9 protein-coding genes are annotated in these 13478 nt (G+C 60.9%); 8 read left to right on the top strand and 1 reads right to left on the bottom strand.

Translation table 11 applies throughout. The features are described 5' to 3' along the window. Window positions 1-112 precede the first annotated feature (112 nt). From betA to yccS, 8 genes are all read left to right on the top strand, one after another. Window positions 113-1816 (top strand): choline dehydrogenase, encoded by a 1704-nt coding sequence (betA, locus tag ACZYSM_RS03745; RefSeq protein ID WP_489068989.1) that lies wholly within the window; start codon window positions 113-115, stop codon window positions 1814-1816. A gap of 249 nt (window positions 1817-2065) precedes the next feature. Beyond that, complete coding sequence (locus tag ACZYSM_RS03750) at window positions 2066-2761, top strand: RraA family protein (protein ID WP_489068991.1); 696 nt, start codon at window positions 2066-2068, stop codon at window positions 2759-2761. A 150-nt stretch (window positions 2762-2911) separates the two neighbouring features. Continuing rightward, window positions 2912-4354 (top strand): TldD/PmbA family protein, encoded by a 1443-nt coding sequence (locus ACZYSM_RS03755; RefSeq protein ID WP_489068993.1) that lies wholly within the window; start codon window positions 2912-2914, stop codon window positions 4352-4354. Next, on the top strand, window positions 4354-5691 hold the full coding sequence (locus ACZYSM_RS03760; protein ID WP_489068995.1) for a TldD/PmbA family protein: 1338 nt from the start codon (window positions 4354-4356) through the stop codon (window positions 5689-5691). The genes ACZYSM_RS03755 and ACZYSM_RS03760 overlap by 1 nt, the downstream gene beginning before the upstream one ends. Window positions 5692-5781: 90 nt before the next feature. Beyond that, window positions 5782-7209, top strand: a complete 1428-nt coding sequence (gene mdtD, locus ACZYSM_RS03765; protein WP_489068997.1) for a multidrug transporter subunit MdtD — start codon at window positions 5782-5784, stop codon at window positions 7207-7209. Window positions 7210-7362: 153 nt separating this feature from the next. Beyond that, entirely contained in the window at window positions 7363-8700 is a 1338-nt protein-coding gene (gene dbpA, locus ACZYSM_RS03770) for an ATP-dependent RNA helicase DbpA (protein WP_489069528.1), read from the top strand. Between the two features lie 142 nt (window positions 8701-8842). After that, window positions 8843-10021 carry a BaiN/RdsA family NAD(P)/FAD-dependent oxidoreductase gene (locus ACZYSM_RS03775; RefSeq protein WP_489068999.1) on the top strand — a complete coding sequence of 393 codons (1179 nt, stop codon included), beginning with the start codon at window positions 8843-8845 and terminating at the stop codon, window positions 10019-10021. 238 nt (window positions 10022-10259) lie between these two features. Beyond that, window positions 10260-12443, top strand: a complete 2184-nt coding sequence (yccS, locus tag ACZYSM_RS03780) for a YccS family putative transporter (RefSeq protein ID WP_489069001.1) — start codon at window positions 10260-10262, stop codon at window positions 12441-12443. A 165-nt stretch (window positions 12444-12608) separates the two neighbouring features. Here yccS and ACZYSM_RS03785 read toward each other — a convergent pair whose 3' ends face one another. Further along, complete coding sequence (locus tag ACZYSM_RS03785) at window positions 12609-13346, bottom strand: substrate-binding periplasmic protein (protein WP_489069003.1); 738 nt, start codon at window positions 13344-13346, stop codon at window positions 12609-12611. Between the last annotated feature and the right edge of the window lie 132 nt (window positions 13347-13478).

Below are 13478 nucleotides of genomic sequence, written 5' to 3' on the forward strand. Positions count from 1 at the left end.
GCCGTCTCGCGAGCAAGCTCGCTCCTACAGGTGTAGGAGCGAGCTTGCTCGCGATCGAGTGCGCAGCACTCGCAACGGCCCCTCCTGACCCAACACAAAGAGGGTGCATTTAATGTCCCAAGAATTCGATTACATCATCATCGGGGCCGGCTCTGCCGGTAACACCCTGGCGACCCGTCTGACTGAAGATCAAGGCGTCACCGTACTGCTGCTCGAAGCAGGCGGCCCGGACTACCGTTTCGACTTCCGCACGCAAATGCCAGCCGCGTTGGCATTCCCGCTGCAAGGCCGTCGCTACAACTGGGCCTACGAAACCGATTCAGAGCCACACATGAACGGTCGCAAGATGGAATGCGGTCGCGGCAAAGGCCTGGGTGGTTCTTCGCTGATCAACGGCATGTGCTACATCCGCGGTAACGCCATGGACTACGACGGCTGGGCGAAAAACCCCGGGCTCGAAGACTGGACTTACCTGGACTGCCTGCCGTACTTCCGCAAAGCGGAAACCCGCGACATCGGCCCGAACGACTACCACGGTGGCGAAGGCCCGGTCAGCGTGACCACGCCAAAAGCCGGCAACAACCCGCTGTTCCACGCGATGGTTGAAGCAGGTGTACAGGCCGGTTACCCACGTACCGAAGACCTGAACGGCTACCAGCAAGAAGGCTTCGGTCCGATGGACCGTACCGTGACGCCTAACGGCCGTCGTGCCAGCACCGCTCGCGGTTACCTGGACGTGGCCAAGAAGCGCTCCACACTGACCATCGTCACCCACGCCCTGACCGACAAGATTCTGTTCGAAGGCAAGCGTGCGATTGGCGTGCGTTACCTGGTGGGCGACGCTGAAGAACGCGTCGTAGCCAAGGCCCGCAAGGAAGTCCTGCTGTGCAGCGGCGCCATCGCCTCGCCACAGATTCTGCAACGCTCCGGTGTCGGCCCGGCCGAACTGCTGAAAAGCCTGGACATCCCGGTGGTTCACGATCTGCCAGGCGTTGGCCAGAACCTGCAAGACCACCTGGAAATGTACCTGCAATACGCCTGTACCCAACCGGTCTCGCTGTACCCATCACTGTTGTGGTGGAACCAGCCGGCAATCGGTGCCGAGTGGCTGTTCAACGGCACCGGCATCGGCGCCAGCAACCAGTTCGAAGCCGGCGGTTTCATCCGCTCGCGCCCGGAATTCGAATGGCCGAACATTCAGTACCACTTCCTGCCGGTCGCGATTAACTACAACGGCAGCAACGGTGTGAAAGAGCACGGCTTCCAGGCACACGTGGGTTCCATGCGCTCGCCAAGCCGCGGTCGTATTCAAGTGAAGTCCAAGGACCCGCGCGAATACCCGAGCATCCTCTTCAACTACATGTCCACCGAGCAGGACTGGCAGGAATTCCGTGACGGTATCCGCCTGACCCGGGAAATCATGCAGCAGCCGGCACTGGACGCTTTCCGTGGCCGCGAAATCAGCCCGGGCATCGACGTGCAGACCGACGAGCAACTGGACAAGTTTGTCCGCGAGCACGCCGAGACTGCGTTCCACCCGTCCTGCTCATGCAAGATGGGCACAGACGAAATGGCCGTGGTCGATGGCGAAGGCCGTGTGCATGGTCTGCAGAGCCTGCGTGTGGTCGATGCTTCGATCATGCCGCTGATCACCACCGGCAACCTGAACGCACCAACGATCATGATCGCCGAGAAAATCGCCGACAAGATCCGTGGCCGTAAACCGCTGCCACGCAGCACCGCTGACTACTACGTCGCTGGCGAAAAACCGGTGCGCGGCAAGCCGCTGCGGGAAGTGAGCCGGACCGCGCAGTAACAGGCGCCTACGGCGCATCGCGAGCAAGCTCGCTCCTACATGAATAGCGTAACCCCTGTAGGAGCGAGCTTGCTCGCGATGGCGTCCTCCCAAACGCCACATCACTCTCTGCCTCACACTGCATAAACCCACCCCACACCGCTTCACCCTTGATCCCACCCCCTGCGCAGGCCTAATCTAGTGCCGCGCAAACGTTTCACCCCCGCCCCAATTGACAAGCCGCCACTAGACTGGCCACGAGGCTTTCTCATGTTTGATGTCGTTTCTTCGAGCAAATGGCCCACCGGCTACCTGATCAATCCAAACGTTGAACCCCTCGATCCCAAATGGCTGAAGGAATTCAGCAAGATCCCGGCCGCTGCCGTCAGCGACTGCCTGGGTCGCAACGTCGGTGGTCTGGGCCTCAAATCCTTCCACGGCAACGCTCCGATGCTCGGCAGCGCACTGACCGTGCGCGTGCGCCCTGGCGACAACCTGATGATTCTCAAAGCCATGCAGATGGCCCGCCCCGGCGACGTACTGGTGATCGACGGCAGCGCCGACCTGACCCGCGCCGTGTTCGGCGGCATCATGCGCGCCATGGCGCTCAAGGCCGGGATCGTCGGTGTGGTGATCAACGGCGCTCTGCGCGACCTCGACGAATGGCAAACCGGTGAACTGCCGGCCTACGCCATCGGCGGCGTGCATCGCGGCCCGAGCACCGACGGTGGCGGCGAAATCAACGTGCCGATTTCCTGCGCCGGGATGCTCGTCGCACCGGGCGACCTGATGATCGGCGACGGTGACGGCGTAGTCGCCGCAGCACGCGCTGAGCTGCCGGAACTGTTGATTCGCTGCCACGATCTGCTGGCCCGCGAAAAAGCCACGCTTGCTGCTATCGAAGCGGGGACGCTGGACCCGGATCGCTTCGATGCGATTCTGCGGGCCAAGGGTTGCCCGGTCTAACAGCCCAAAGCAAAAGCATCGCGGGCAAGCCTCGCTCCTACAGGATTTGGATCAGTCGCGCATTTTTGATTCAATCTTGGTCTTGTAGGAGCGAGGCTTGCCCGCGATGAGGCCTTCATGGTCGCCGCCACTCACAAGGAGGTTCTTCGAATGTTCGATTTCCACCCCCAGCTCAAGCAGCGCTTTGCTGCGTTGCGCACGGGCGCTGAATTCTTTTCGCTGCGCTATGTGCGCGAGTCTGGTCAGTACCTGTCGGTGCGCAAGAACGTTGCAGAGCCTCCCTACCTGGGCCGCGACGAAGGCGCGATGCTGACCGCACGGGTCAACGGCGTCGAAGCCTACGCCGCGACCAACGACCTTTCCCAATCCGGCTTGCAAGCCGCCCTCGATCGGGCCGAACAGCAAGCCCGGTTGATCGCCGTCCATGCCCTGCTCGACCTGCGCCAACAGCCGGTGTCCAGCGAGCGCGGCGACTACTTTTCACCGAACCTCGAACAACCCTTCCCGTCTCTAAGCGACTGCTACCAATTGCTCGGCGATGAATCCGCCGCCGTGCCAAAAGACGAGCGGCTGGTGAACTGGCAAGTGAGCATCGGAATCACCTACGTTGAGCAGATCTACCTCAACAACGCCGGTGCCGAGCTGCGCCAGGCGCAACGTTTTGTCTACCCTAGCCTGGAGATCACCGCTTACGACGGCAGCGACAGCCAGACCCGTAGCCTGGGCCGCGAGAACTTCGGCCAGCAAGGCGGCGCCGATGTGATCAGCCGCTGTGGGCTGGTGGGTGCAGGGCCAACAGTCGCCGACCAGGCGCTGCAACTGCTGCTGGCGCCGAACACCCCGCAAGGCCCGCGCGACCTGCTGCTGATGCCAGACCAGATGATGCTGCAGATCCACGAGTCCATCGGACACCCGCTGGAACTGGACCGCATTCTCGGCGACGAGCGCAATTACGCCGGCACCAGTTTCGTCAAAGCCAGCGACTTCGGTAGCCTGCAATATGGCTCGAAACTGCTCAACGTGACCTTCGACCCGGACATTCCCGAACAGCTCGCCAGCTACGGCCATGACGACGACGGCAGTGCAGCCAGCAAACAATTTCTGATCCGCGAAGGGTTGCTCCTGCGCCCATTGGGCGGCGCGCTGTCGCAGTACCGCTCCGGCCTCGAAGGCGTCGCCAACAGCCGCGCCTGTAGCTGGAACCGTCCGCCGATCGACCGCATGGCCAACCTGAACATCGAGCCCGGCGATCAATCGCTTGCGCAACTGATCGGCGGCATTGAGCACGGCGTGCTGATGTCGACCAACCGTTCCTGGTCCATCGACGATGCGCGCAACAAATTCCAGTTCGGCTGCGAATGGGGCCAACTGATCGAAAACGGCGAGCTCAAAGGCGTGGTGAAGAACCCCAATTACCGTGCCATTTCCGCACAGTTCTGGCGCAACCTCAGCGCCGTCGGCGACGCCAGTACCGTTAAGGTCCTTGGCACGCCGAACTGCGGTAAAGGCGAACCGAATCAGGTGATCCGGGTCGGCCATGCGTCGCCCGCCTGCGTGTTCAGCAACGTTGATGTGTTTGGAGGAGATGCCTGATGAGTACCGCCATGAGTCAGGTGCAACAATTCCAGGCGCTGGTCGGCTGGTTGCGCGACAACCTGCGCGAGCCTGAACAGTTCACCCTGAGCTACGACGCCGAGTCCTCGGAGTTCATTCGTTTCAACCACGCCAAGGTGCGTCAGGCCGGGCATGTACAACAGGCCAGCCTGAGCTTCAAACTGATTAACGACGGTCGCCATGCGAACCTCGGCATCACCCTCGCGGGTGACCCGCAAGTCGACTGTCAGCGCCTTGCCGACGGCCTGCAACAGCTGCGCGAAACCCTGCCGCTGTTGCCACAGGACCCGTACCTGCTGCTCAACCACAATGGCTGGCAGAGCAAGAATGTGCAGGACCACCCGCTGCCCGACACCGTGCAGGTCGTGGAGGCCATCAGCCGCGCTGCTGAAGGGCTCGATCTGGTCGGTTTCTATGCCGCAGGTCCCATCAGCCGTGGCTTCGCCAGTTCAGCGGGAGCCTTTGGCTGGCATCAAGCCAACAGTTTCAACTTCGACTTCAGCCTGTTCCACGCCAACGGCCAGGCGGTGAAGGCCAGCTACGCCGGGCATGCCTGGAACAGTGAGGGTTTCGCCAAGCGCTTCCAGCAGGCCCGCGAGCAGCTGGAATACCTGAGCCGACCGCTACGCACGTTGGCGCCGGGACAATACCGGGCCTACCTCGCCCCGGCCGCCCTTGAGGAAATCATCGGCATGCTCTGCTGGGGCGGTTTCTCGGCCCAGTCGATCGCCAGCAAGAGCAGCCCGCTGCAACGGCTTTACGGCGGCGATTGCGATTTCAGCCCACAGGTGTCCCTCGATGAAAAAGTCACGGGATCGTTGAGCCCGGCGTTTTCCAGCGAAGGTTATCCGCGCAGCGATCTGAAGCTGATCAATGCCGGCAAGGCCGATGCGCAACTGGTCAACTCGCGCAGTGCCGCCGAATACGGTCTCACGGCCAATGGTGCCGATGGCGGCGAATCGCCGAGTGCACTGAACATGGCGGCGGGTTCGCTGGCGCAGGAAGAGATTCTCAAGCAGTTGGGAACCGGCCTGTACATCAGCAACCTCTGGTACCTGAACTACTCGGACCTGCCCGCAGCGCGCCTGACCGGCATGACCCGCTTCGCCACCTTCTGGGTGGAAAACGGCAAAATACAGGCACCGGTCAGCACCATGCGTTTCGACGACAGCGCCTACAGCTTGCTGGGTTCGCAACTGGAAGCACTGACCAGCGAGCGGGAACTGATCTTGTCGGCCAGCACCTACAGCCAGCGACAAACCGCCTCGGCGCTGCTGCCGGGAGCGCTGGTCAGCCGGTTGACGTTGACCCTGTAACACGCAAAAACCCCGTAGCAGCTGCCGAAGGCTGCTACGAGGATTTCGCCATTCTTGCTGATTGCGCCACCACTCATCACAAGAGGTCCCATGCCCAACCGCCCGACGCTTGACGCAATAACCGCCCGCTGGGTGCCGTGGGTGGTGGCCATCGCGTTTTTCATGCAGTCCCTCGACGGGACGATCCTCAACACGGCGCTACCCGCCATGGCTCGGGACCTGGCGGAAGACCCGCTGCGCATGCAAGGCGTGGTCATCTCCTACATGCTCACCGTGGCCCTGTTGATCCCCGCCTCCGGCTGGATCGCCGACCGCTTCGGCACCAAGAAAATTTTCTTCGGCGCAATCCTGCTGTTCAGTCTTGGCTCGCTGCTCTGCGCGCTATCGAGCAGCTTGAGCACGCTGATCGGCGCCCGGGTCATACAGGGGCTCGGCGGCGCCCTGATGCTGCCGGTGGGCAGGCTGGTAGTGCTGCGGGCCTACCCGCGCTCGGAACTGGTGCGGATCATGGGTTTCATCACCATCCCCGGTCTGCTCGGCCCACTGCTCGGCCCGACCATGGGCGGCTGGATGGTTCAGTACCTGTCCTGGCACTGGATCTTCCTGATCAACCTGCCGGTCGGCCTGATCGGCTGCTACGCGGTCTGGCGCTTTATTCCCGACTTGCGCGGCAGCGAACGCACACGTTTCGACGGCATCGGCTTTCTACTGTTCGGCGCGGCGATGGTGTTGATCACCATTGCCATGGAAGGTCTGGGCGAGTTGCACCTGCCGCACTTGCGGGTGATGTTGCTGCTGTTCGGCGGCATGGCGTGCCTGGCGGCCTATTGGCTGCGGGCCGGGCATATCGACAATCCATTGTTTGCACCGTCGCTGTTCAAGACCCGGACGTTTGCCGTGGGCATCCTGGGCAACCTGTTCGCCCGCCTGGGCAGCGGCGCCCTGCCGTTTCTGGTGCCGTTGTTGCTGCAGATTGCCTTGGGTTATTCACCGTCCCAAGCCGGGATGAGCATGCTGCCGCTGGCGGCTGCGGCGATGATCGCCAAATGGGTCGCCCGACCGTTGATCGAGCGCCTCGGCTACCGCATCGTGCTCACTGGCAACACCTTTGCGCTGGGTTTGCTGCTGGCGAGCATGGGACTGGTCAGCGAACAGACGCCTTACGGGATACTGCTGTTTCAACTGGCATTGCTCGGTGCGGTCAACTCGCTGCAGTTCACCGCAATGAACACCGTGACCCTGATCGACCTCGACGACGCCAGCGCCAGCAGCGGTAACAGCCTGCTGTCGGTGGTCGCGCAATTGTCCCTGAGCCTGGGCGTGGCGTGTGCCGGAGCCCTGCTCGGTGGCTTTACCGCTGAGGTGGGCAACGACGGTGTGGACACTGTATTGGGTGCGTTCCAGCTGACTTTCGTGACCGTCGGCATCATGGCAATGCTGGCCGCGGCGATCTTTTTGCAGCTGTCACCCAAGGACGGCCGGCGTATTCGCCTTCCGGAAGAGCATATTGAGCATTAGTTTCTGACAAAAGGTGCCGCACCTGGCTACTTTTCGTCCAGAACTTGCGGGGGAAATGCTCGGGACTGGTACACTGCGCGACATTTTGTTTTGCAGGCCCGTCCCGTGACCACCATCGCCACCGCTTTTAATACTTTGCCGCTGTCCGCCGCCATGCTGGCTAACCTCGACTCCCTCGGTTATGCCCAGATGACGCCGATCCAGGCGCAAAGCTTGCCGGTGATCCTCAAAGGGATGGACCTGATCGCTCAGGCCAAGACCGGCAGCGGCAAGACTGCGGCCTTCGGCATCGGCCTGCTGAACCCGATCAATCCGCGCTTCTTCGGCTGCCAGGCGCTGGTCATGTGCCCGACCCGCGAGCTGGCCGACCAGGTCGCCAAGGAAATCCGTCGACTGGCCCGTTCCGAAGACAACATCAAGGTCCTGACCCTGTGCGGCGGCGTGTCCTTTGGCCCGCAGATCGCTTCCCTGGAACACGGCGCGCACATCATCGTCGGCACTCCGGGTCGTATCCAGCAGCACCTGCGCAAGGGTTCGCTGAAACTCGACGGTCTGAACACCCTGATCCTCGACGAAGCCGACCGCATGCTCGACATGGGTTTCTACGACTCCATCGAAGAAATCATCATGCAGACTCCAGAGCGTCGCCAGACCCTGTTGTTCTCCGCCACCTACCCGGTCGGCATCAAGCAGCTGTCCTCGAAATTCATGCGTAACCCGCAGCAAGTGAAGTCCGAGGCAATGCACGCCGACAGCCAGATCGAGCAGCGTTTCTACGAAATCTCGCCAGAAGAGCGCATGGACGCAGTGGTCAAAATCCTCGCGCATTTCCGTCCGCAATCCACTGTGGCTTTCTGCTTTACCAAGCAGCAAGTACAGGAAACCGTTGACCATTTGACCGCCAAAGGTATTTCCGCCGTCGGCCTGCATGGCGACCTGGAACAACGCGATCGTGACCAGGTGCTGGCGATGTTCGCCAACCGCAGTACCTCGGTACTGGTCGCCACCGACGTCGCCGCTCGCGGTCTGGACATCGATGCGCTGGACATGGTGGTCAACGTCGAACTGGCCCGTGACTCGGAAATCCACATCCACCGCGTCGGCCGTACCGGTCGTGCGGGTGAGAAAGGTATTGCGATCAGTCTGGTCGCGCCGTCCGAAGCCCATCGCGCCCAAGCCATCGAGCAACTGCAGAAATCGCCACTGAGCTGGGATCAACTGGACAACCTGAAATCCCAGGGCGGCGCCCCGCTGCTGCCGGCCATGAGCACCCTGTGCATCGGCGCCGGCCGTAAAGACAAGGTTCGCCCAGGCGATATCCTCGGCGCACTGACGGGCGACGCCGGTATCCCGGGTGCCCAGGTCGGCAAAATCGCGATCTTCGACTTCCAGGCCTACGTCGCCGTGGAACGCGGAATCGCCAAGCAGGCCGTGCAGCGTTTGAGCGAAGGCAAAATCAAAGGCCGCTCGTTGCGCGTACGCATCTTGTAAGAACAACGCACTTCCCTGTGGGAGCGAGCCTGCTCGCGATAGCGGACTGACAGACAACAACTATGTTGAATGTGCTGACCCCATCGCGAGCAGGCTCGCTCCCACAGTTTGTTTTGTGGTGACACATTAAGAGGACACCGTTTTGCGCTCTACCGAAGTCGTGATCATTGGCGCTGGCGCCGCAGGTTTGATGTGTGCGCTGACTGCCGCCGGGCGTGGGCGTAAGGTGATGCTGATAGATCACGCCAACAAGGCCGGCAAGAAAATCCTGATGTCCGGCGGTGGGCGCTGCAATTTCACCAACATGTACACCGAACCGAACAATTTTCTCTCGCAGAACGAGCATTTCTGCAAATCTGCCCTCGCCCGCTACACCCAGTGGGATTTCATCGGGTTGGTGGCCAAGCATGGCGTGCCCTACCACGAGAAAAAACTCGGTCAGTTGTTCTGCGATAACAAGTCCAGCGACATCCTCGGCATGCTGCTCGATGAGTGTGAACAGGTCGGCGTCAGCCTGCACCTGGACACCTCGATCCAGCAGATCGAAAAACTCGAAAGCGGCTACCTGCTGGAGACCACCTTGGGGCAGCTGACGTGCGAATCCTTGGTGATCGCCACCGGCGGCCTGTCGATTCCAACCCTTGGCGCGACCGGTTTCGGTTATCAGGTGGCCAGGCAATTCGGCCATGACCTGCTGCCAACCCGCGCCGGGTTGGTGCCGTTCACCATCACCGATCAACTCAAAGAACTGTGCGGCGAGCTGTCGGGCACTTCGGTGGATTGTCTGGTGAGCTGCAACGATCAGAGCTTTCGCGAGAACATCCTGTTCACCCACCGCGGCCTTAGCGGCCCGGCGATTTTGCAGATTTCCTCGTACTGGCAATCGGGCGACACCGTAGAAATCAACCTACTGCCGGATTACGACGTGCCGAGCTGGCTGCAACAGCAGCAAGCCGAACGCCCCAATAGCGAGCTGAAAACCCTGCTCGGCGAGATTTTCACCAAGAAGATGGCCAACCTGTTGGCCGAACAATGGTTCGTCTCTAAGCCGATGAAGCAGTACACCCACGCTGAATTGGCCGACATCGCCGAAAAACTGGCGAGCTGGAAACTGGTCCCGGCCGGCACCGAAGGCTATCGCACGGCGGAAGTGACCCTGGGCGGCGTTGATACCCGTGAAGTGTCCTCCAAAACCATGGAATCCCTGAAAAGCCCGGGTCTGTATTTCATCGGCGAAGTACTGGACGTCACAGGGCATCTGGGCGGTTTCAACTTCCAGTGGGCCTGGGCCTCCGGCTACGCGGCTGCGCAATACGTCTGACCAACACAAAACAAAATGTGGGAGCGAGCCTGCTCCGGGCGGCGCTCCGACGATAGCGGTCTGACAGACAACATCGATGTTGAATGTGCTGACCCCATCGCGAGCAGGCTCGCTCCCACATTGGTTATGTATTGATCTTAAAGGAACAGATTTTGCTGTCAGATGTGATCGGCGCCATTGCGCCGTCGTCATTACTGGCTCAATTTAGCTGGATTGCCCCGGAAGGCCCTCGCACTTCATGTCATCGACCTCGTTTCGTCAGTCTCTGCGTCGCCTTTGGGCGCTGGATAAATTCAGCTACAGCGTGCGGGTGTTCATCGCCCTGACCGGCAGCATGGCGCTGTGTTGGTATCAGGACGAAATGGGATTGCTGATCCCGTTGTTCCTGGGGATTATTGCCAGCGCCCTGGCCGAGACCGACGACAGTTGGCAAGGCCGCTTGAATGCCTTGGCCGTGACTCTGGTCTGTTTCAGTGTCGCCGCGCTTTCCGTCGAGCTGTTATTCCCCTACCCGCTGATATTTGTGGCTGCCCTGGCGCTCGCCAGTTTCGGCCTGACCATGCTCGGCGCCTTGGGAGAACGCTATGGGGCGATTGCGTCGGCGACGCTGATTCTCTCGGTTTACACCATGATCGGCGTGGACCAGCGCGGCGGTGCGGTCACTGATTTCTGGCATGAACCGGTGCTGCTGGTGGCCGGTGCCGCGTGGTACGGCCTGCTGTCGGTCCTGTGGCAGGCACTGTTCTCCAACCAGCCGGTGCAGCAGAGCCTGGCGCGATTGTTCCGTGAGCTGGGGTATTACCTGAAGCTGAAGTCGTCGCTGTTCGAGCCCATTCGGCAAATGGACGTCGAGGCGCGGCGCCTGCAACTGGCCCAGCAAAACGGTCGGGTCGTCGCAGCGCTCAACGCCGCCAAAGAAATCATCCTGCACCGGGTCGGCAATGGCCGGCCGGGATCGAAAGTCAGCCGCTATCTGAAGCTGTACTTCCTCGCTCAAGACATCCATGAGCGCGCCAGTTCCTCGCACTACCCCTACAACGCGCTGGCCGAAGCCTTCTTCCACAGCGACGTGCTATTTCGCTGTCTGCGCCTGCTGCGCCAACAAGGCAAGGCCTGTCAGGCATTGGCTGAGTCGATCCAGATGCGCCAGCCATTCGTGTATGACGCCAGCTTCGCCGAAGCGCTGAACGACTTGCACGCCTCCCTCGAACACCTGCGCATCCAGAGCAACCCGACCTGGCGCGGCCTGCTGCGCTCTTTGCGCGCGTTGGCGGCGAACCTCGGCACTCTCGACCGGCTGCTCAGCGATGCGAGCAACCCGGACACCCTGGCCGACGCCACCGACAGCAGCCTGCTGGACCGTTCGCCGCGCACCTTCAAGGATGTCTGGACGCGCCTACGCACCCAACTGACGCCGACTTCGTTGTTATTCCGTCACGCCCTGCGTTTGCCCCTGGCCTTGAGCATCGGCTACGGCATGGTGCATTTGATCCACCCATCCCAGGGTTACTGGATCATCCTCACCACACTGTTTGTCTGCCAACCGAACTACGGCGCGACCCGGCGCAAGCTGGGTCAGCGGATCATCGGCACGGCGATCGGCCTGACCCTGGCCTGGGCGTTGTTCGATCTGTTCCCGAGCCCCTTGATCCAGTCGCTGTTCGCCATCGCCGCCGGGGTGGTGTTCTTTATCAACCGTACCACCCGTTACACGTTGGCCACGGCGGCGATCACCTTGATGGTGCTGTTCTGCTTCAATCAGGTCGGCGACGGCTATGGGCTGTTCCTGCCACGACTGTTCGATACCTTGCTCGGTAGCCTGATTGCAGGGCTCTCGGTGTTCCTGTTCCTGCCGGACTGGCAAGGCCGCCGCTTGAACAAAGTGCTGGCCAATACCCTGACCTGCAACAGCATCTACCTTCGGCAAATCATGCAGCAATACGCTGCTGGCAAAAGTGATGATCTGGCGTATCGCCTGGCCCGACGCAATGCCCACAACGCTGACGCGGCACTGTCGACCACGCTGGCCAATATGCTGATGGAGCCGGGGCATTTCCGGAAGGAAGCCGATGTCGGTTTCCGCTTCCTGGTGCTCTCGCACACTTTGCTCAGCTACTTGTCGGGCCTCGGTGCCCACCGTGAAACCCCGTTACCAACTGAAGTACGCGAGCAGTTGATCGACGGTGCTGGCGCCAGCCTGGCAGCGAGCATCGATGAAATCGCTCAGGGGCTGGCAAGCAAGTTGCCGATTGCGATTCAGAGCGATGCCGAAGAAGCATTGGCCAATGAGCTGGAACAGATGCCGGATGATATCGACGAAGGCCAGCGGCTGGTGCAAACCCAGCTGGCACTGATCTGCCGCCAGCTCGGTCCGTTGCGGACCCTGGCAGCGCATTTGATCAAGGATACGAGCAAGGATTAAGCAGTCGATCCTACAAGGCTTGGGATATCTGCTGCCCACCCAGCCGTCTCGCGGGCAAGCCTCGCTCCTACAGGATTTGCGCGGACCTTGTAGGAGCGAGGCTTGCCCGCGAAACCGTCACCATGATCGATACATCTCCTGGATCAGCACCCAAGACGATCCTCGCTACATCCCGTGCTGCCTCAGCAACCGGTCATAACTCCCATCAGCCTTCATCGCCGCAATCTCCCGGTCGAAACCGGCGACGATTTGTTGATGCTCGGGGTTTTTCAGGCTGACCAGAATGTGCAGGCTGTTTTCGCTCAGCGGATTAGGCACAAACTCCACTGCATTGCGCACCTTGGGCGATTCACGGGCCAGGTAGTAGCGCGCGACGTATTCATCTTCCAGGGTCAACTTCACGCGATCGGCGGCCAGCATGCGCACCGCCATCGAAAAGTTGTGCACAGGGACTTTCTGTAAATCCGGGTCTGCGTCGAAGGCCGACGAATAGGCATAACCGCGCACAACAGCGATCGGATACTCATGCAATTGCTGCAAATTTTTGTATTCGATCGGCTCATCCTTACGCTTGATAAAGCACACCCGATTGAGCAGATACTCGCTGGAAAACTGCCCGAGATGGGTCCGGGCCTCGTTGAACCAGGCATTCACCAGCACGTCGTAACGCCCTTCACCAACACCCTGCAAGGCTCTGGCCCAAGGCACTTGTTCGAATTCACTGGCATAGCCAGCCCGCGCCAAGGCAGTACTGACTATATCGGTAGCTAACCCGCCATTGACCAGCGTGGCGTCGGTAAACGGTGGCCAGGCATCAGCTACCAGACGCAATTTCTCCGCGTAAGCGCTCTGACCCAGCAAGAGCAATCCAATCAAAGCAAAGGCTCGATGCAAACGCGGCATGCTAAAACATCCTTAGCGGGCGGGCAGCCCAGCGTGTTTTTAGCCAAAACTCGAAGGCCCGTGTGCCAATAAGCGGCGACAACTCCGGCCCTAACATTAGCTCATGTGAGCCACTGCGAAGAGCTACAAGGC

It is taken from the genome of Pseudomonas sp. F220 (assembly GCF_057813935.1).